This is a genomic window from Streptomyces sp. NPDC102467, assembly GCF_044765445.1.
GTDB lineage: Bacteria > Actinomycetota > Actinomycetes > Streptomycetales > Streptomycetaceae > Streptomyces.
In genome coordinates this window covers 489,778-509,116 of record NZ_JBIWKA010000004.1, presented here as the reverse complement: position 1 = coordinate 509,116, position 19,339 = coordinate 489,778, and the positions used below count along the sequence as shown (strand labels likewise).

The window sequence follows — 19,339 nt, the reverse complement described above, 5'->3', positions numbered from 1 at the left end:
GCTCTCAACTCCGTTCGAGCAGGGGAGACCCCACTACGCCGCTCCTTCTCCCACGGAGATCCGTCAGAAGGGCCCTAGGGTGACCGCATGATCGACGTCACCCGCATCCTCCGTTCCGCCGTGATCGCTGCGGGCGTCACCCACGCCGCCCGCACGGTCCTGCGCCGTACGAAGCCGGGCGGCGCCGACCTGTGGGACCGGAAGAACCACGCGGGCCGCCCGGTCGATCTGTGCTCCGGGCCCGCCGTCACGGTGGGCGTCGCGGCGGGCGCGCTCGCCGCGGATCCGGGCACGCGGGCCGCCGCCCTCGTCGCCACGTTCGCGGCCGGAGCCTGTGGCGCGTACGACGACGTGGCCGCGGTGGACGACCCGCGGCGCGGCTTCCGGGCGCACCTCGGAGCACTGCGGTCCGGTGAACTCAGCAGCGGCGCGGTGAAGTTGTTCGGCATCTCGGCGGCCGGGCTCGTCGCGGGCGCGCTGCTGAAGGAGCGCCCTGTCGACAAGGTGCTCGCCGGTGTCGTCGTCGCGGGTACCGCGCATGTCATCAACCTCGTGGACGTACGCCCCGGGCGGGCGGCCCAGGCCGCGCTCGCCCTGGGCGCCGCCGGGCTGCTGCGCGGGTCGATCGCGGCCGCGCCGATGGCGGCGGCCGCGGCCGTGCTCCCCGACGACCTGGCCGAGCGCGGCATGCTCGGCGACTCCGGCGCGCATGCCCTGGGCGCGGCGCTCGGCGTGGCGATCGTCGCGGGCAACGGGAGGGCCGGACTCGCCGCGCACGCCGCCGCTCTCGTGGCGGCGGCCGCGTGCGGGGAGCGCGTGAGCGCATGGGCCCGCAAGGATCTGCGGCAGGATTCAAACTGACACGTGCGGAATCATCCCTGTGGGTGGTCCGGTGCGCCGTGTTGCCCATGGTCGCCCGGTGGGGGACCGTGGCCGGTGCCGGAACGTGCGTACGGACTGGCATCCTTGGCCCGGACCACCCGAACCGACAACCCCTCAGGAGCCCCGCCGCGTGAGCCACGTGAGCAGCCACTCAGCGCATGGACAGTCGCCGCTGCGCACCGTGCAGGTGCTGGGTGGCGGCAGTGCGGGCAGCAGCGCCCATGTCCGTTCGCTGGCCGCCGGATTGGTGGCCCGTGGCGTGCGGGTCACCGTGTGCGCGCCGTCCGAGGCCGAGCGTGCGTACGGATTCGGCGACATCGGTGCCCACCATCTCGCGGTGCCCCGCAGCAGCGACCCGGCGTCCGTCGCCGCGCTCCGCGTGGCCTGCGCCGACGCCGACCTGGTGCACGCGCACGGACTGCACGCCGCGCTGCGCGCCTCCCTCGCGCTCAGCGGCCGCAGCGTCCCGCTCGTCGTCACCTGGCACACCCGCGGCTACGCCGAAGGGGCCCGCGTGCACCTGCTGCGGATACTGGAGCGGCGCGTCGCCAGGGCCGCGTCCGTGGTCCTCGGCACCTCCTCCGACCTGGTCGACCGGGCCAGAGCGCGCGGCGCCCGCGACGCCCGGCTCGCCGCGGTCTCCTTCCCGCCGCGCAGCACCGCGCGCATCGACGCCGACGCCGACGCCGACGACGCCGAGCGCACCCGCCTCAAGGTCCGGGCCGAACTCGGCGCTGCGGACCGCCCGTTGCTGATGGCCGTGGGCAGCCTGCGGCGGCACCGGGGCTACGAGGTACTGCTCGACGCCGCCCACGCCTGGCTCGACCTCGACCCCGCGCCGCTGCTCGTCATCGCCGGTGAAGGGCCCGAACGGGCCGCGCTCCAGCGGCGTATCGAGAGCGAGGGGCTGCCCGTGCGGCTCGTGGGCCGACGCGACGACATCACCGAACTGCTGCCCGCCGCCGACCTCGCGCTGCTCCCCAGTAGCTGGGAGTCGCGGTCGCTGCTCGCGCAGGAGGCGCTGCACGCCCGGGTGCCGCTCGTGGCGACCGATGTCGGCGGCATTCCCGAACTCGTCGGGGAAGGCGCCGAGTTGGTGCCGTACGGGGACGCCCCGGCGTTGGCGCGGGCCGTCGAGCGGCTGCTGTCCGACCCCGGCCGCCGCGCGGAGCTCAAGGACCGGGGCAGCGCGCAGGCCGCGTCCTGGCCGACCGAGGACGCCACCATCGCGCAAGTTCTCAGCGTGTACGACGAGTTGACCGGAGCCTTCTGAGCCGAGCCGAGCCGCGCTGAGCTCGGCCTACGGCACGTGGCGGCGGGCCCGCAGCGCCAGGCTCAGCGCGAGCACCGTCTGCGGATCGTCCAGATCGGTGCCGAGCAACTCCCCTATACGGGCCAGGCGGTTGTAGAGGGTCTGCCGGTTCAGATGCAGTTCGCGCGCGGTCTCCGCCTTGCGGCCCGCGTGCGCCAGATAGGTCTGGAGCGTGGGCAGCAGGGGCGGCTTCGAGCGCCTGTCATGGTCCCGCAGCGGCCCGATCGCCCGCTCCACGAACGCCGACAGAGCCCCTTCGTCATGGCAGTGCAGCCGCCACAGCAGCAGATCGATGTCCAGGCGCCGCGCGTCGTACCAGGCCCTGTCGTCGAGGCCCTGCGCCGCCGTGGCCGTCTCCGCCGCGTGCCGCAGACCCGCCGCCGCCGCGGCCCAGCTGCCCGCCCCGCCGACCACCACGACCGGCGGCTGCGTGCCCGCCCGCTGCATCCCGGCCCGCTCCACCCCGGTCCGCAGCGCCGTCGCGACCCGGTCCGCGACCGCCGTGCGCTCCGACTCCGAGCGCAGGCCGAGCAGCAGCGGCACCCGCCCCTCGACGGGCCGTACGCCCAGCAGGACCGGCACGCCGACCGAGGCCAGCTCCTCCGACACGGCCCGCGCGAGCACCGCCCAGCCGCCGCCGGGGGAGAGGCCCACCGACCCGGCCGACGCCTCCGGCAGCCGCATCACCACCGGGAGCAGCGGGCCCTGCCCGATGGGCTTGAAGCCGAGGACCCTGGCCTGCGCCGGGGCGTCCTCCGGGGTGATCCGGCCCTCCGCGAGATCGGTGAGGAAGTCGCCGCGCCCACGCGCCGCCAACTCCTCCTCCTGCCGGGCCTGCATCAGCACCACGGCCAGTGATCCGGCGGCCCGCTCGGCCGCGATCCGGTGCACCGGCGCGAGCGGCGCCGACACCGGCAGCAGCACGAGCCGCGCCCGCACCGAACCGGCCCCGGGACCGCCTCCGGGCACGTCCACGAGCACGGCCCCGCCGGGCGGTTCGTCCTTGTGGGTGGCGCGCATGCCCTCCCACACCTGGAGCGGATCGGCGACATCGGCCGCCACGCCGGCCGCGTACAGGAGCTGCCCGTCGGCGGTCTCCAGGAAGACCGGGTTGCCGCTGAACTCGGCCAGAATGCGCAGCACTTGAGGGACGCCACCGCCGTCGAGGAGGGCGTCGGTGCACCGCCGGTGCACTTCCTCGGCCCGCTGGAGCAGCGCGTAGTGCCCGTTGACGATCTCGGTGTGGATCTCCTCGGTGACCGTCACGAACGGCACCTCGCGGTGCAGCTGCACCAGCGGCAGGCCTGCCGTCCGCGCCGTCTCCACGAGCGCCGCGGGCAGCCGCGCGAACCGCTGCCCCAGCTCGATGACCAGCGCCGCGATGCCCCGGTCGGCCAGCTTGCGTACGAAGACGCGCTGTTCGGCGGGGCGGGTCCCGATGCCGTACCCCGTGGTCAGCAGCAGTTCACCGCCCTTGAGCAGCGACGCGATGTTGGGCACCTCGCCCGCGTGCACCCAGCGCACCGTCCGCCCCAGCCGGTCCGCGCCCGCCACCACCTCCGGCAGCCCGCTGCGCAGCCCCGGCAGCTCCAGGGCGCGCTGCACGGTGATGCCGCCGGGTGCGCTGTGGGGGGCCGAAGGGGGGAGGGAGCTGTCCATGGAGCGGACGGTACCGGCGGGTGGGCCCCGCCGGTATTCCGGGGTCAGCCGCTGTACGCCCCTGAGGAGGTGAGCCGCAGGGCCGTGTCGATCAGCGGCACGTGGCTGAACGCCTGCGGGAAGTTGCCGACCTGACGCTGCAGGTGCGGGTCCCACTCCTCGGCGAGCAGCCCCAGGTCGTTGCGGAGGGCGAGCAGCTTCTCGAAGAGCTTGCGGGCCTCGTCGACCCGGCCGATCATCGCGAGGTCGTCCGCCATCCAGAACGAGCAGGCGAGGAACGCGCCCTCGTCGCCCGGCAGCCCGTCGACGCCCGAGTCCTCGCCGTCCGTCGGGTACCGCAGGATGAACCCGTCGGTCGTCGACAGCTCGCGCTGGATCGCCTCGATGGTTCCGATGACCCGCTTGTCGTCCGGCGGCAGGAAGCCCATCTGCGGGATCAGCAGCAGCGACGCGTCGAGCTCCTTGCTGCCGTAGGACTGCGTGAAGGTGTTGCGCTCCGGGTCGTAGCCCCGCTCGCACACGTCCCGGTGGATGTCGTCGCGCAGCTCGCGCCACTTCTCCAGCGGGCCGTCCGCGTCACCGGACTCGATGAGCTTGATGGTGCGGTCCACCGCCACCCACGCCATGACCTTCGAGTGCACGAAGTGCCGGCGCGGCCCGCGGACCTCCCAGATGCCCTCGTCCGGCTCGTCCCAGTGGTCCTCCAGGTACTGGATGAGCCGCAGTTGCAGCAGCGAGGCGTAGTCGTTGCGCGCGAGCCCCGTCATGTGCGCGAGGTGCAGCGCCTCGGTCACCTCGCCGTACACGTCGAGCTGGAGCTGGTGCGCCGCCCCGTTGCCGACCCGCACCGGCGTCGAGTTCTCGTAGCCGGGCAGCCAGTCGAGCTCCGCCTCGCCCAGCTCCCGCTCGCCCGCGATGCCGTACATGATCTGCAGGTTCTCCGGGTCGCCCGCCACGGCCCGCAGCAGCCACTCGCGCCAGGCGCGGGCCTCCTCGCGGTAGCCGGTGCGCAGCAGCGACGACAGCGTGATCGCCGCGTCCCGCAGCCACGTGTACCGGTAGTCCCAGTTGCGTACGCCGCCGATCTCCTCCGGCAGCGACGTGGTGGGCGCGGCGACGATGCCCCCGGTCGGCGCGTACGTCAGCGCCTTAAGGGTGATCAGCGAGCGCACCACGGCCTCGCGGTAGGGCCCGTGGTACGTACAGTGCTCGACCCACTCGCGCCAGAAGTCCTGCGTCGCCGTGAGGGCGCCCTGCGGGTCCGGCAGCGGCGGCTGGTCCTTGTGCGAGGGCTGCCACTGGATGGTGAACGCGACCTTCTCGCCGGGCGCCACCGTGAAGTCGGAGTACGTCGTCAGGTCCTTGCCGTACGTCTCGGCCTCGGAGTCCAGCCACACGGAGTCGGGACCGGCCACCGCGACCGTGCGCCCGTCCACCTTGTGCACCCACGGGGTGATACGCCCGTACGAGAACCGCATCCGCAGCGCCGAGCGCATCGGGACGCGCCCGCTGACGCCCTCCACGATCCGGGTCAGCTGGGGCGCGCCGTCACGCGGCGGCATGAAGTCGGTGACGCGGACCGTGCCGCGCGGGGTGTCCCACTCGGATTCGAGAATCAGCGAATCGCCGAGATAGGTGCGCCGCGCCGCGGTCGGCGGCTGCGCGTCGGCCGTATGCGCGGGGCCGAGGCGCCAGAAGCCGTGGTCCTCGGTGCCGAGCAGCCCGGCGAAAATGGCGTGCGAGTCGAAGCGGGGCAGGCACAGCCAGTCGACTGTGCCGTCCCGGCAGACCAGGGCAGCGGTCTGCATGTCTCCGATAAGTGCGTAATCCTCGATGCGCCCGGCCACGTGCATCTCCAGTCGAACGGCCACGTCCGCCCCTTGACTGCGACGGAGCGTCCAGGGGCGATCGCAAATGCGGTCTCAGCGGTCAACGGTCTTAGATCGGTCAACGATCAACGGTAAGGCAACGGTAACGAGGGTCGACGGGCGTCTTGCTACGCCGTCGGGATGGGTCGTTGTCAAACGAACTGACGAGCCGGTTGTTCCGGCAGAGACACCGGCGATCGGATTCTGTACTCCGGTGAACGGTCGGGAACGGACAGGGGTGGTGCCGTTGTGGTGCCGTTTTCCTGATGTGACTCGCCAGCCGCATTGTCCGAGCAGGATACGTCGCCCCCAAGTGATCCGCGTGCTGCTCCCGACAAAGCGCCTGCGCCGAACGGGTGAGTGCCGGGTGATGAAGTTGTGTGCTTGTGGCTACGCATGTGCGGAGCGTGGCCGGAAGCACCCTCGCCTCGTCGCTGATACCCTGGTAGCCCGTGAGCCGGTGGTCCCAGAACCCCCGAACCGCAGCGACGGCGCCTCCCCCGAAAGTCCGGAGAGTACGCCGGTACGCACCCCCAGACCGCGACCACGGGAGCCCCCTCTTGGCCATGACGCCCAAATCCACGACGACCAAGCACATCTTCGTCACCGGGGGTGTCGCTTCCTCCCTCGGCAAGGGCCTCACCGCCTCCAGCCTCGGGATGTTGCTCAAGGCACGGGGCCTCCGCGTCGTCATGCAGAAGCTCGACCCGTACCTGAACGTCGACCCCGGCACGATGAACCCCTTCCAGCACGGCGAGGTGTTCGTCACGAACGACGGCGCCGAGACCGACCTGGACATCGGCCACTACGAGCGCTTCCTCGACGTCGACCTCGACGGCTCGGCCAACGTCACCACCGGCCAGGTCTACTCGCAGGTCATCGCGAAGGAGCGGCGCGGTGAGTACCTCGGCGACACCGTCCAGGTCATCCCGCACATCACGAACGAGATCAAGCACCGCATCCGCCGGATGGCGACCGACGAGGTCGACGTCGTGATCACCGAGGTCGGCGGCACGGTCGGCGACATCGAGTCGCTGCCCTTCCTGGAGACCGTCCGCCAGGTCCGCCACGAGGTCGGCCGGGACAACGTGTTCGTGGTCCACATCTCGCTGCTGCCCTACATCGGCCCCTCCGGCGAGCTGAAGACCAAGCCCACCCAGCACTCGGTGGCCGCCCTGCGCAACATCGGTATCCAGCCGGACGCCATCGTGCTGCGCAGCGACCGCGAGGTGCCGACCGCCATCAAGCGCAAGATCAGCCTGATGTGCGACGTCGACGAGGACGCCGTCGTGGCCTGCCCCGACGCCCGCTCGATCTACGACATCCCGAAGGTCGTGCACACCGAGGGCCTGGACGCGTACGTCGTCCGCAAGCTGGACCTGCCGTTCCGCGACGTGGACTGGACGACCTGGGACGACCTGCTGGACCGCGTCCACAACCCCGACCACGAGATCGTCATGGCCCTGGTCGGCAAGTACATCGACCTGCCCGACGCCTATCTGTCGGTGACCGAGGCGCTGCGCGCCGGCGGCTTCGCCAACAAGGCCCGCGTCAAGATCAAGTGGGTCACGTCGGACGACTGCAAGACCCCGGCCGGCGCCGCGAAGCAGCTCGGCGACGTCGACGCGGTCTGCATCCCCGGCGGCTTCGGCGACCGCGGTGTGTCCGGCAAGGTCGGCGCGATCCAGTTCGCCCGCGAGAACAAGATCCCGCTGCTCGGCCTCTGCCTGGGCCTGCAGTGCATCGTGATCGAGGCCGCGCGGAACCTGGCCGACATCCCCGACGCCAACTCCACCGAGTTCGACGCCGCCACCGGCCACCCGGTGATCTCCACCATGGCCGAGCAGCTCGACATCGTCGCCGGTGACGGCGACATGGGCGGCACCATGCGGCTCGGCATGTACCCGGCCAAGCTCGCCGAGGGCTCCATCGCCCGTGAGGTGTACGACGGCAAGGAGTACGTCGAGGAGCGCCACCGTCACCGCTACGAGGTGAACAACGCGTACCGCGCCGAACTGGAGAAGCAGGCCGGTCTGCAGTTCTCCGGTCTCTCCCCGGACGGCAAGCTCGTCGAGTACGTCGAGTACCCGCGCGAGGTCCACCCGTACCTGGTCGCCACGCAGGCGCACCCGGAGCTGCGCTCGCGCCCGACGCGTCCGCACCCGCTCTTCGCCGGTCTCGTGAAGGCCGCCGTCGAGCGCAAGGTGGCGGCTGCCGCGGGCGCTGCGGGTTCCGGGGGGTCCGTGGGAGCGAAGAAGGCCAAGTAAGGCTTGTAACACAAGCGATGTACGGTTACCGGGGTGCGTGCCTTATGCGGCACGTGCCCCGGTTTCTTTTGTGTGCGTGGGAGGACGTGTCGACATGACGACGATCAAGGACACCGCCGAGAAGTGGGAGGTCCGGGCCACCGAGACCCCCTTCGTCGGGAACAAGACCTCCGTGCGCACGGACGACGTCGTCATGCCCGACGGGTCGGTGGCCCGCCGCGACTACCAGGTCCACCCCGGCTCCGTCGCCGTCCTCGCCCTCGACGACCAGGACCGCGTCCTCGTCCTGAAGCAGTACCGCCACCCCGTCTCCATGAAGCTCTGGGAGATCCCGGCCGGCCTCCTCGACATCCCCGGCGAGAACCCGCTGCACGCCGCGCAGCGCGAGCTGTACGAGGAGGCGTACGTCAAGGCCGAGGACTGGCGCGTGCTCACCGATGTCTACACGACGCCGGGCGGCTGCTCCGAGGCCGTCCGCATCTTCCTCGCACGGGACCTCTCCGAGGCGGAGGGCGCCCGCTTCGAGGTGGAGGACGAAGAAGCCGACATGGAGCTGGCGCGGGTGCCGTTGGCGGACCTGGTCCAGGGGGTGCTCGCCGGTGACCTGCACAACAACTGCCTTGTGGTCGGGGCGCTTTCGCTGAGCGCTGTGCTCGGGGGGAGTGGCGGCGGGATCGATGGGCTGCGGCCCGCCGAGGCGCCGTGGCCTGCGCGGCCGTTCGAGGCCTGATCCGCCTGTTCGTCTGCCCCGGTTTCTCGTCGGGCGAGTGCGGCGCCGTCGTGGCTGGTCGCGCAGTTCCCCGCGCCCCTGAGGCATGCGGCTTCGCCGCAGCCCCATGGGGCGCGTGATGCGCGCCCGCTGAAATGGCGCACGCAGTGCGCATTTCAGCGGGCACGGGGAACTGCGCGACCAGCCACGACGCACCTGCAGCCGCCCACGAACCTCACCTCGCCGCCCCCAATTGGCGCTAATGCGACCATCCGCTGATCCGATCAGGGGACTACGGCGCGCCGTCCGCCAAGGGTGCCCCCACCCCCTGAACTAGGCTCGGGACCGCCCCTGCCGACCCCCGGAGGGGATGGGTGAGACGGAGCGTGGCCCGTGACGGATCAGGCGGTCGAGTCGGACGACGAGACGACGGTCGAGACGTCCCGCAAGCGGCGTCGCGCCCGCCGGGGCCAGGACGTGGCGGACGGTCAGTTCCTGGGACGCAGGCGCGAGTTGAAGGAGTTGCGGTCCGACATCGAGCGGGCCGGGCTCGACACGCTGTCCGGCCGCAAGGCGCCCCGCGCCCGCGTCCTGCTGATCGCGGGCCGCCCCGGCACCGGCCGCACCGCTCTCGCCGAGGAGCTGCTCGACCAGGTCGCCGACCGCTACCCCGACGGCGCCCTGCGCACCCGGCTGACCGCCCCCGACGGCACTCCCGTGCCGACCGAGCGCGTCGCCCGTGACCTGCTGAACGCGCTCGAACTGCCCGCGCCCCCCGGCGAGTCGGCCGACGACCTGACCGAGCGCCTGCGCGAGGGCCTGTCCGTGCGCCGGGTCGTGCTGCTGCTCGACGACGCGGGCGACGCCGAGAGTGTCGACCCGCTGCTTCCCGACTCCCCGGACTGCCTGGTCGTGGCCGTCGCCGAGGGACCGCTCACCGGGATCCCGGACGTACGGCCCTGCACGCTCGGCGGACTCGACACCAAGTCCGCTCTCGAACTCCTCACCACGCACACCGGGTCCGTCCGGATCACCTGCGACCCGCGCTCCGCCGAGTCCCTGGTGGAGCTGTGCGGCGCCGAACCCGCCGCACTGGAGATCGCCGGCGGCTGGCTCGCCGAACGCCCCGAGGAGTCCGTGGCCGACCTGGCCAAGCAACTGCACTCCGTCGACGGCGCCGGTGAGGGGGGCGCCCTCGCACGGGTCTTCCGGCACTCCTACGCCTCACTGGCCGGGCCCGCCGCGCGGATACTGCGCTACTTGTCGCTGGCGCCCGAAGGCTACGTCGACCCGCACACCGCGTCGGCGCTCGCGGGCTGCTCCGTCTCCGCCGCCCGCACCACTCTGGACGACTTCGTCGCCCTCGGGCTCGTCCGCGCCGTCGACTCCGGGCTTCCGCAGTACGAGGTGCCCGGCTGTCTGATGCCGTTGCTCCGCGGGCTCACCGAGACGGCGGACCGGCCCGCCGAGGTGCAGCTGGCCCGCGCCCGGATGCTGGAACGGACCGTCCGGCTGCTGACATCCTGCCGCGCGATCACCGAGCCGGACGGGACCCCGGCCCGCAAGAAGCTCGCGGGGCTGCCCAGCGCCCTGCGGTTCGCGGACCCGGCGGCGGCCGCGGAGTGGCTGCGCGTACGGCAGCCCGCGCTGCTCGCCGCGGCCCGCCTCGCCGTGGCGGACGGCGAGCTGGACACGCTGGCCAGGCGGCTGATGGCCGCGCTGGTGCGGGCGATGGTGGCGCACCGGGGCACCGAGGCCGCCGCGCCCGAGCTGTACGGCATCCATCGGCTGGTTCTCGATGTCGCCGAGCGCAGGGACCTGCCGAGGGAGAAGGCCGCCGCGCTGCTGAACCTCGCCGACCTCGACGCCGAGACCGGCCGGACGCGGGAGGCCCTCGCCCGTTACCGGGCCGCGCTGGATGCCGGACGGGCCGCGCAGGACCCCTACGCGACCGGCCGCGCGATGGAATCCGTGGGCGGCGCCCACCAGGAGCTGGGGGACTGGCAGCGGGCCGCCGACTGGTACGGCCGGGCCCTCGCCCAGCGGCTCACCCGGGGCGAGCGGGCCGACGCCGCGCGCCTGCACGGCCGGATGGCCGCCGTCCACACGTACGCGGGGCGCTACGGCGAGGCGCTGCGGGGCTGGCGCTCGGCCGTCGCCGGATACCGCAAGGAAGGCGACGTGCCCGCCCAGGCGAGGGCCTTGAGCGAGCTGGCCCGGGTGCAGGAGTACGCGGGGCGGCCCGAGGAGTCGCTGCGCACCTGCCAGGAGGCGGTCGAATGGGCCCGGCAGGCCCAAGACGTACGGCTGCAGGCGGCGCTCCAGCTGCGGCTCGCGGACACGCTGGAGCGGCTCGGCGACCCCGCCGCGGCCAAGCTGCACCGCGGTGCGGCCGAGCGCATGCTGGGAGAGGAGATGCCTGGTGGCCCCACCCGCGGCGCCCCCACAAGCAAACCCTTCGGAACAAGCCACTAACACCTACGAAATCCGTAGTGCATCCTCAGAAGATTGATGCATCGAAAGGCTAGACAGCGAGAAGACCTTCATTAGACTGGCTCCGCCGCGTACTTCCGTGGCGTCTCCCGGTGTGTCCGTCGATGCACTGGTATGCAGTGCATTTTCCGAGATATCCCCTGAGCCAAGGACCGTGATCGACGATGAAGGTCGGCATCCCCCGCGAGGTCAAGAACAACGAGTTCCGGGTGGCCATCACCCCGGCCGGCGTGCATGAGCTCGCCCGCCACGGCCACCAGGTCTTCGTCGAGCGCAACGCCGGTGCGGGTTCCTCGATCGCGGACGCCGAGTACCTCGCGGCGGGCGCGCGGATCCTCGCCACCGCCGACGAGGTGTGGGCCACCGCCGACCTGCTCCTGAAGGTCAAGGAGCCGATCGCGGAGGAGTACCACCGCATCCGCAAGGACCAGACGCTCTTCACCTACCTGCACCTGGCCGCGTCCAGGGAGTGCACCGACGCGCTCCTGGACTCCGGCACGACCGCCATCGCCTACGAGACGGTCGAGACCGCGAGCCGCCAGCTGCCGCTGCTCGCCCCGATGTCCGAGGTCGCGGGCCGCCTCGCCCCGCAGGTCGGCGCCTACCACCTGATGGCCGCCAACGGCGGCCGTGGCGTGCTGCCCGGCGGGGTCCCCGGCGTCGCCGCCGGCAAGGCCGTCGTCATCGGCGGTGGCGTCTCCGGCTGGAACGCCGCGCAGATCGCCATCGGCATGGGCTTCCACGTGACCCTGCTCGACAAGGACATCAACAAGCTCAGGGAAGCCGACAAAGTCTTCGGCACGAAGATCCAGACCGTCGTCTCCAACGCCTTCGAGCTGGAGAAGGCCTGCCTCGACGCGGACCTCGTCATCGGTGCGGTGCTGATCCCCGGCGCCAAGGCCCCGAAGCTCGTCACCAACGAGCTCGTCTCGCGCATGAAGCCGGGAAGTGTCCTTGTCGACATCGCGATCGACCAGGGCGGCTGCTTCGAGGATTCGCACCCGACGACGCACGCCGAGCCGACCTTCCCGGTCCACAACTCGGTCTTCTACTGTGTCGCCAACATGCCCGGCGCCGTGCCCAATACGTCGACATTCGCGCTGACCAACGCCACGCTTCCGTACATCGTGGAACTGGCCGACCGCGGCTGGGCCGAGGCCCTGCGCCGCGACCCCGCGCTCGCTCTGGGACTCAACACCCATGACGGCAAGGTGGTTTACCGGCAGGTCGCGGAGGCACACGGTCTGGAGCACGTCGACATCGAGGCCCTGCTCGGCTGAGCCCCGCCCGCGACGACGTCAACAGAAGTCGTCAATCTCACGCCTGCGGCCGGACCTTGCGAGGGGTCCGGCCGTAAGCGCATGGGTACGGACTTGGTCAACTCGCCTTGAACGTAACCCTTTAACCGATTCGCACACCCATGAAACGCGCCGAAGAACCGTCGCACGCCCTTGACATGACGGTGTTCCTTTGCCGACACATCGAGCCGGGAACGGCGGATTGTGTTGCTGCGAAGCGGTGACACGCCATAGAGTCGCCAACCGTCGGCAAGGTGCCACGCTGACCTATCGATAAATGTTCCTGGTCACATCCAAGGAGGTAAGACGACTTGTGAATGAGTCGACATTTACTCCCGGAGGTGGCCAGCCAGGCGGACAGGGACCCGCGGGGCTTCAAGCTGTCGGCTCCGTAGCTGTGCGTACCTTCGCGGCCCACCAGAGCGGCTACCAGAGCAGCCCCCAGCAGAAGCCGACGCAGACAGCACACCAGAGCATGGATGGCCATCACGTGAACGCCATGGCCGGCGACCGAAGCGGCGACACACACAGCCACTTCGCCGACTACGACGAACTGTCCCCCGAGGGGCACTTCTACGACCCAGACGCCGAGTACGAGCCCGACCCCGAGTACGCGGCCACGCTTGCCCCGGACGCTGCCCGTCAGCGCCGTGAGCGCGTCGGTCCGACCGGGCGTCCGTTGCCGTACTTCCCGATTCCAGGACCACTGACCGATCACGGCCCCGCGAAGATCATCGCGATGTGCAACCAGAAGGGCGGCGTCGGCAAGACCACGTCGACCATCAACCTGGGTGCCGCGCTCGCCGAGTACGGCCGCAGGGTCCTGCTCGTCGACTTCGACCCGCAGGGCGCACTGTCGGTGGGCCTGGGTGTGAACCCGATGGAGCTCGATCTCACGGTCTACAACCTGCTCATGGAGCGGGGGATGTCCGCGGACGAGGTCCTTCTCAAGACCGCCGTTCCGAACATGGACCTGCTGCCGAGCAACATCGACCTGTCCGCTGCCGAAGTGCAGTTGGTCAGCGAGGTCGCGCGCGAGTCCACGCTGCAGCGGGCGCTGAAGCCGCTGATGGCCGACTACGACTACATCGTGATCGACTGTCAGCCTTCGCTCGGCCTGCTGACGGTGAACGCGCTGACGGCGGCGCACAAGGTGATCGTGCCGCTGGAGTGCGAGTTCTTCGCGCTGCGCGGTGTGGCCCTGCTGACCGAGACCATCGAGAAGGTTCAGGAGCGTCTGAACCCGGAGCTGGAGCTCGACGGCATCCTCGCCACGATGTACGACTCCCGAACGGTGCACAGCCGTGAGGTCCTGGCCCGCGTGGTCGAGGCCTTCGACGATCACGTGTACCACACGGTGATCGGGCGCACGGTCCGCTTCCCGGAGACCACGGTCGCCGGTGAGCCGATCACCACGTACGCCTCGAACTCGGTCGGTGCCGCGGCCTATCGTCAGCTCGCCAGGGAGGTGCTCGCCCGGTGTCCCGCCGAGTGAGTCTGCCGGGGGCCGACGAACTGTTCCGTACGACCGGGGGAATGGCACTGCAGTCGTCGTCGCCACGGCGTCCGGCCAACGGTGAGGCGCGGGTCCCGGGACCGGCAGGCGAGAGCGACGAGGCAGCCGCCTCGTCACCTGCCGCGGACCAGAGCGACTCCGACACGGCGTCCGCGCCCTCCGCGGAGCACACGGCCGCGGAGGCCGAGTCGGAGGCCGGCTCGCGCAGCCGGGCCGCCGCCGCGGAGGCCGGGGAGAAACCGCCCCGGCGTGCTTCCGTCGGCCCGCAGGAAGGTTCTGGCAGCGGGCGCAGCTCCACCGCGGCCGCCCGGCGCCGGTCGCGCGCCGCCAACCGGCGCCCCAGCGGGCGTGAGCGGCACGACGAGAAGATCACCGTGTACGTCTCCGCCGAGGAACTGATGGACCTCGAACACGCACGCCTTGTGCTGCGCGGTGAGCACGGACTCGCTGTCGACCGGGGCCGCATCGTGCGCGAGGCGGTCGCCGTGGTCCTGGCCGATCTGGAGTCCCGCGGGGACGCGAGCATTCTCGTACGCCGGCTGCGTGGCCGTTAGCGTCGTCGGCGGTAGCCTCCGGCAGTGATGCCCGTGAACGATTCCTCTCCTCTGCCCGGCCGGGGCGCCCGACGGCGTGCGCTGGGCCGCGGGCCGGTCGAGGCGGAGGCCGTGGAGCCGAGGCCGGAGCCGGAGATCGTGCCCGAGGCCGAGGTCGAGGAACCCGCGCCCGAGGTCGACGACGGGCGCTTCAAGGTACGGCTCGCCAACTTCGAGGGGCCGTTCGATCTGCTGCTTCAGCTGATCTCGAAGCACAAGCTCGACGTCACCGAGGTCGCGCTGTCGAAGGTCACCGACGAGTTCATGGCCCATATCCGGGCCATGGGGCCGGACTGGGACCTCGATCAGACCACCGAGTTCCTCGTCGTCGCGGCGACCCTGCTCGATCTGAAGGCCGCCCGGCTGCTGCCCACCGCAGAGGTGGAGGACGAGGCCGATCTCGCGCTCCTCGAAGCCCGTGACCTGCTGTTCGCGCGGCTGCTGCAGTATCGCGCGTACAAGCGGATCGCCGACATCTTCAGCGGGCGGCTCGACGACGAGGGGCGCCGGTACCCGCGGACGGTGGGCCTGGAGCCGCACTACGCGGAGCTGCTGCCGGACGTCGTCATCAGGATCGGCCCCGAGGGGTTCGCCGAGCTCGCCGTGAAGGCGATGCAGCCCAGGCCCGAGCCGCAGGTGTACATCGACCACATCCATGCCCCGCTGGTGAGCGTGCAGGAGCAGGCCGGGCTTGTGGTGGCCAGGCTGCGGGAGCTCGGCGAGGCCAGTTTCCGGGAGCTGGTCGCCGACACCGACGACACGTTGACCGTCGTGGCCCGGTTCCTGGCCCTCCTCGAGCTGTACCGCGAGAAAGTGGTCGCCCTGGACCAGGAGACCGCGCTCGGGGAGCTGCTCGTGCGCTGGACCGGCGGCGAGGACGAGGCGGAACCCGTGGTGACCGACGAGTTCGACCGGGCCCCCGATGCGCCCGGTGACCCCGGCGTCAACGACCGGCAGGAGGAGGGCACGGAGTGAACGTGGAGACCGTGAGTACTGACGGCGGTGTGGCCGGGCTCGCCCTCAAGCCCGCTCTCGAAGCCGTCCTGATGGTCGTCGACGAGCCCGCCACCGAGCAGCACCTCGCCAAGATCCTGCAGCGGCCCGAGCGGGTCGTCGCCGACGCGCTCCGTGAGCTGGCCGATGAGTACACCGTGCAGGGGCGCGGCTTCGAGCTGCGGCTCGTCGCCGGGGGCTGGCGGTTCTACACGCGGCCCGAGTACGCCGAGGCCGTCGAGGGGTTCGTGCTCGACGGGCAGGTCGCCCGGCTCACCCAGGCGGCCCTGGAGACCCTGGCGGTCGTCGCGTACCGCCAGCCGGTCAGCCGATCGCGGGTCTCCGCGGTGCGCGGAGTCAACTGTGACGGGGTCATGCGGACCCTGTTGCAGAGGGGTCTGGTGGAGGAGGCGGGCGCGGAACCCGAAACAGGTGCGATCCTGTACAGGACGACGAACTACTTTCTGGAGCGGATGGGCCTGCGAGGCCTGGACGAGCTGCCGGAACTCGCGCCCTTCCTCCCCGAGGCGGACGCGATCGAGGCCGAGACTCTCGAAGGGGTTCCGTCGTTCGACCCGGACGCACCCGATGCGCCGGGTTCCGAGTACACCGAGCACACAGCCGACTAGACGGAATTTTGATGCGAAGCAGCAGCGGCAGGAACAGCAGCGGAAACAACGGCGGGAGCCGTGGTGGCAACAGCGGCGGCCGCGGCGGTAGCGGCGGCCGGAGCGGCGGCGGCCGCCCCGGGGGCAGCGGTGGCGGCCCCCGCGGGAACAGCGGGAGCGGCGGTGGCGGCCCCCGCGGGAACGGCGGCAGCGGCGGTGGCGGGCCGCGTGGCAGCAGCGGCGGCCGCGGGGACTACCGCGGTGCCGGTAACGACCGCGACCGCGACGACAAGCAGCCCAGCCGTCCCAAGAGCCCGCGTCCCGAGGAGCGGCGTTACGACGTAGGCCCCGGCGGCACGCATGAGGGTCCGAAGTCGGGCCGTGGCGCCTCGGCGCGGGGCGGCGCCAAGGGCGGCCCCAAGCGCGGACAGCAGACCGGCGGCCGGACGGCCCCCTCGCGCTCCCGCGAGTACGAGACGCGGACCGAGGAGCGCAACCGCGACCGGTACGCGGGCAAGCCGGAGATCAAGACCCCGAAGACCTTCCCCGGCGCCGAGCAGGAGGGCGAGCGGCTGCAGAAGGTGCTGGCCCGTGCGGGCTACGGCTCGCGCCGTGCCTGTGAGGAGCTGGTCGACCAGTCCCGTGTCGAGGTCAACGGCGAGATCGTCGTCGAGCAGGGCATGCGCGTCGACACGGAGAAGGACGAGATCAAGGTCGACGGCCTGACCGTGGCCACGCAGTCGTACCAGTTCTTCGCCCTGAACAAGCCGGCCGGCGTCGTCTCCACCATGGAGGACAACGAAGGACGGCAGTGCCTCGGCGACTACACGAACAACCGTGAGACGCGGCTGTTCCACGTCGGGCGGCTCGACACCGAGACCGAGGGTGTCATCCTGCTCACCAACCACGGCGAGCTGGCGCACCGGCTGACCCACCCGAAGTACGGCGTGAAGAAGGTCTACCTCGCGCACATCGTCGGTCCGATCCCGCGCGACCTGGGCAAGCAGCTCAAGGACGGCATCCAGCTGGAGGACGGGTACGCGAAGGCGGACCACTTCCGCGTCGTCGAGCAGACCGGCAAGAACTACCTGGTCGAGGTCACCCTGCACGAGGGGCGCAAGCACATCGTGCGGCGGATGCTCGCCGAGGCCGGATTCCCCGTCGACAAGCTGGTCCGGGTCTCCTTCGGCCCGATCGCGCTCGGCGACCAGAAGTCGGGCTGGCTGCGGCGCCTGTCGAACACCGAGGTCGGCATGCTGATGGCGGAAGTCGACCTGTAAGACCCGCAGAACCCTTGTATACGGCAGCCCCCTCCCTTTAAAGTCGCTTAGACCAATAAGGGAGGGGGCTGCTGTATGCATCTACACGGCTACGACAAACACGCCTATGAGCCCTTCGCCGTCACCGTCGACCTCGCCGTCTTCACGCTCCGGGCCGGCCGGCTGCACATCCTGCTCGTCGAGCGCGGCCAGGACCCGTACGCGGGGCGCTGGGCACTTCCCGGCGGATTCCTGGAGCCCGACGAGTCCGCGGAGAGCGCGGCGCGGCGCGAGCTCGCCGAGGAGACCGGGCTCAGCGACGTGGCCGGGCTGCACCTGGAGCAGTTGCGCACCTACAGCGAACCGGACCGCGACCCCCGGATGCGGGTCGTCTCCGTCGCCTTCGCCGCGCTCGTCCCGGACGCCCCGCAGGCCCACGGGGGCGGGGACGCCGCCCGCGCCGCGTGGCTCCCGTACGAGCCCGGCGCCCGTGGCGCGTACGGGCCGCTCGCCTTCGACCACGGCCTGATCCTCGCCGACGCCCACAAGCGGATCGGCGGCAAGCTCGAGTACACCTGCCTGGCCACGGCGTTCTGCCCGCCCGAGTTCACGCTCGGCGAGCTCCGCCAGGTCTACGAGGTGGTGTGGGGCACGGATCTGGACCCCGCGAACTTCCGACGCAAAGTGCTCGCCACCCCCGGCTTCGTCGAGCAGGTGCCCGGCGCCTCCCGGCTGACCGGGGGCCGGGGAAAACCCGCGGCGCTGTACCGGGCCGGGGGCGCCGTGTCCCTGCTGCCGCCGCTGCTGCGACCCGCACCCGAATCGCCGGAAGGACCCCGCTCATGACCAAGAGGCCCGCGACCGGATCGCTGCTCGGGCTCGCGCTCGGAGACGCGCTCGGATTCCCGACCGAGTTCAACGATGTACCGGCGATCCTCGCCAAGTGCGGACCCTGGCGGGAGATGGAGCTGCCAGGACACCCCGTCGCGTACATCACGGACGACACGCAGATGGCGCTGGCCGTGTCGCGCGGGGTCGCCAGGGCCTCCGAGCGGTTGTGCGGGACCGAGCGGTTCGCGCACATCATGCGGCAGGAGTTCATCGCCTGGAACCGCTCGCCCGACAACAACCGCGCCCCCGGCAACACCTGCATCACCGCCTGCCGCCTCCTCGAGGACGAGCGGCGGGACTGGCGCGACGCCAGCCAGATGCAGTCGAAGGGCTGTGGCGCCAACATGCGGGTCACCCCCCTCGGCCTCATGCCCGGCCTGACCGACGAAGGGCGTGCCGCCGGTGCGCAGATCCAGGCGGCGCTCACCCATGGCCACCCGACCGCACTCGCCGCCTCCGACCTGACGGCGCATGCCGTACGGCTCCTCGCCCAGGGGGCCGAACCCACCGGCCTGGTCGGGCGGTTGCGCTCGTACGCCCTCGACAACCGCACCCGGTACTGGGAGAAGTGGCTCGGCGACCTGTGGCGGCGGAGCGGGCAGGACGCGCGTCCCGAGGCGTTCATCGCGCGGGGCTGGGACGACTGCCTCGCCGTGCTCGAACGACTGGAGGCGGCGCTGCGGGACGCCAACCCGGAGACCGACCCGTGCCTGGCCACCGGCGCGGGCTGGATCGCCGAAGAGGCGCTCGCCACCGGCCTGTTGTGCTTCCTGCTCTTCGTGGACGAACCGGTGCTCGCGTTGCGCCGCGCCGCCTGTACGTCCGGCGACTCGGACTCGATCGCGGCCTTGGCCGGCGCCTTCGCGGGCGCGCACCTCGGGGCGGACGCCTGGCCCGAGGAGTGGGTGGAGCGCATCGAGCACCGGGACGAGCTGATCGCGTTCGGGACGGAGTGGGACGAGCGATAGGGCCCTTGGGCGATAGGGGCCCA

14 protein-coding genes and 1 pseudogene are annotated in these 19,339 nt (G+C 71.5%); 13 read left to right on the top strand and 2 right to left on the bottom strand.

The features are described from left to right. Window positions 1-87: 87 nt before the first annotated feature. Window positions 88-861 carry a hypothetical protein gene (locus ACIREE_RS10915; RefSeq protein WP_404149333.1) on the top strand — a complete coding sequence of 258 codons (774 nt, stop codon included), beginning with the start codon at window positions 88-90 and terminating at the stop codon, window positions 859-861. A 151-nt stretch (window positions 862-1,012) separates the two neighbouring features. Continuing rightward, window positions 1,013-2,155, top strand: a complete 1,143-nt coding sequence (locus ACIREE_RS10910; RefSeq protein WP_404149330.1) for a glycosyltransferase family 4 protein — start codon at window positions 1,013-1,015, stop codon at window positions 2,153-2,155. A gap of 27 nt (window positions 2,156-2,182) precedes the next feature. Here ACIREE_RS10910 and ACIREE_RS10905 read toward each other — a convergent pair whose 3' ends face one another. Together ACIREE_RS10905 and ACIREE_RS10900 are read right to left on the bottom strand one after the other, a co-directional pair. Continuing rightward, the gene (locus ACIREE_RS10905) at window positions 2,183-3,853 is read right to left on the bottom strand and encodes a PucR family transcriptional regulator (RefSeq protein ID WP_404149327.1); all 1,671 of its coding nucleotides are present in this window, start codon (window positions 3,851-3,853) and stop codon (window positions 2,183-2,185) included. Window positions 3,854-3,897: 44 nt separating this feature from the next. Beyond that, a complete protein-coding gene (locus ACIREE_RS10900; protein WP_404149424.1) occupies window positions 3,898-5,700 on the bottom strand; it encodes a glycoside hydrolase family 15 protein in 1,803 nt (600 codons plus the stop codon). A gap of 587 nt (window positions 5,701-6,287) precedes the next feature. Here ACIREE_RS10900 and ACIREE_RS10895 point away from each other — a divergent pair. From ACIREE_RS10895 to ACIREE_RS10845, 11 genes and pseudogenes are all read left to right on the top strand, one after another. Next, window positions 6,288-7,988, top strand: a complete 1,701-nt coding sequence (locus tag ACIREE_RS10895; protein WP_404149323.1) for a CTP synthase — start codon at window positions 6,288-6,290, stop codon at window positions 7,986-7,988. 94 nt (window positions 7,989-8,082) lie between these two features. Further along, on the top strand, window positions 8,083-8,718 hold the full coding sequence (locus tag ACIREE_RS10890) for an NUDIX domain-containing protein (protein ID WP_404149321.1): 636 nt from the start codon (window positions 8,083-8,085) through the stop codon (window positions 8,716-8,718). A gap of 372 nt (window positions 8,719-9,090) precedes the next feature. Further along, window positions 9,091-11,209, top strand: a pseudogene (locus ACIREE_RS10885) (tetratricopeptide repeat protein). Window positions 11,210-11,354: 145 nt separating this feature from the next. Then, on the top strand, window positions 11,355-12,470 hold the full coding sequence (gene ald / locus ACIREE_RS10880) for an alanine dehydrogenase (RefSeq protein ID WP_404149319.1): 1,116 nt from the start codon (window positions 11,355-11,357) through the stop codon (window positions 12,468-12,470). Window positions 12,471-12,801: 331 nt separating this feature from the next. Further along, entirely contained in the window at window positions 12,802-13,983 is a 1,182-nt protein-coding gene (locus tag ACIREE_RS10875) for a ParA family protein (RefSeq protein ID WP_404149316.1), read from the top strand. Next, window positions 13,968-14,558 (top strand): hypothetical protein, encoded by a 591-nt coding sequence (locus ACIREE_RS10870; protein WP_404149313.1) that lies wholly within the window; start codon window positions 13,968-13,970, stop codon window positions 14,556-14,558. The genes ACIREE_RS10875 and ACIREE_RS10870 overlap by 16 nt, the downstream gene beginning before the upstream one ends. 27 nt (window positions 14,559-14,585) lie before the next feature. After that, window positions 14,586-15,572: a segregation and condensation protein A gene (locus ACIREE_RS10865; protein ID WP_404149311.1), complete on the top strand. Its 987-nt coding sequence runs from the start codon at window positions 14,586-14,588 to the stop codon at window positions 15,570-15,572. 11 nt (window positions 15,573-15,583) lie between these two features. Further along, window positions 15,584-16,219, top strand: a complete 636-nt coding sequence (scpB, locus tag ACIREE_RS10860) for an SMC-Scp complex subunit ScpB (RefSeq protein ID WP_404149308.1) — start codon at window positions 15,584-15,586, stop codon at window positions 16,217-16,219. 11 nt (window positions 16,220-16,230) lie between these two features. Continuing rightward, on the top strand, window positions 16,231-17,478 hold the full coding sequence (locus tag ACIREE_RS10855; protein ID WP_404149305.1) for a pseudouridine synthase: 1,248 nt from the start codon (window positions 16,231-16,233) through the stop codon (window positions 17,476-17,478). Window positions 17,479-17,553: 75 nt separating this feature from the next. Next, window positions 17,554-18,303 (top strand): NUDIX hydrolase, encoded by a 750-nt coding sequence (locus ACIREE_RS10850; RefSeq protein WP_404149302.1) that lies wholly within the window; start codon window positions 17,554-17,556, stop codon window positions 18,301-18,303. Next, entirely contained in the window at window positions 18,300-19,316 is a 1,017-nt protein-coding gene (locus ACIREE_RS10845; RefSeq protein ID WP_404149300.1) for an ADP-ribosylglycohydrolase family protein, read from the top strand. Before ACIREE_RS10850 ends, ACIREE_RS10845 begins: the two co-directional genes overlap by 4 nt. Window positions 19,317-19,339: the final 23 nt, after the last annotated feature.

Bases quoted from the DNA above. Each gene is read 5' to 3' on its own strand.
- ACIREE_RS10915 (WP_404149333.1), top strand. From the start codon at position 88: ATGATCGACGTCACCCGCATCCTCCGTTCCGCCGTGATCGCTGCGGGC.
- ACIREE_RS10905 (WP_404149327.1), bottom strand. From the start codon at position 3,853: ATGGACAGCTCCCTCCCCCCTTCGGCCCCCCACAGCGCACCCGGCGGC.
- ACIREE_RS10895 (WP_404149323.1), top strand. From the start codon at position 6,288: ATGACGCCCAAATCCACGACGACCAAGCACATCTTCGTCACCGGGGGT.
- ACIREE_RS10890 (WP_404149321.1), top strand. From the start codon at position 8,083: ATGACGACGATCAAGGACACCGCCGAGAAGTGGGAGGTCCGGGCCACC.
- ald (WP_404149319.1), top strand. From the start codon at position 11,355: ATGAAGGTCGGCATCCCCCGCGAGGTCAAGAACAACGAGTTCCGGGTG.
- ACIREE_RS10865 (WP_404149311.1), top strand. From the start codon at position 14,586: ATGCCCGTGAACGATTCCTCTCCTCTGCCCGGCCGGGGCGCCCGACGG.
- ACIREE_RS10855 (WP_404149305.1), top strand. From the start codon at position 16,231: ATGCGAAGCAGCAGCGGCAGGAACAGCAGCGGAAACAACGGCGGGAGC.
- ACIREE_RS10850 (WP_404149302.1), top strand. From the start codon at position 17,554: ATGCATCTACACGGCTACGACAAACACGCCTATGAGCCCTTCGCCGTC.
- ACIREE_RS10845 (WP_404149300.1), top strand. From the start codon at position 18,300: ATGACCAAGAGGCCCGCGACCGGATCGCTGCTCGGGCTCGCGCTCGGA.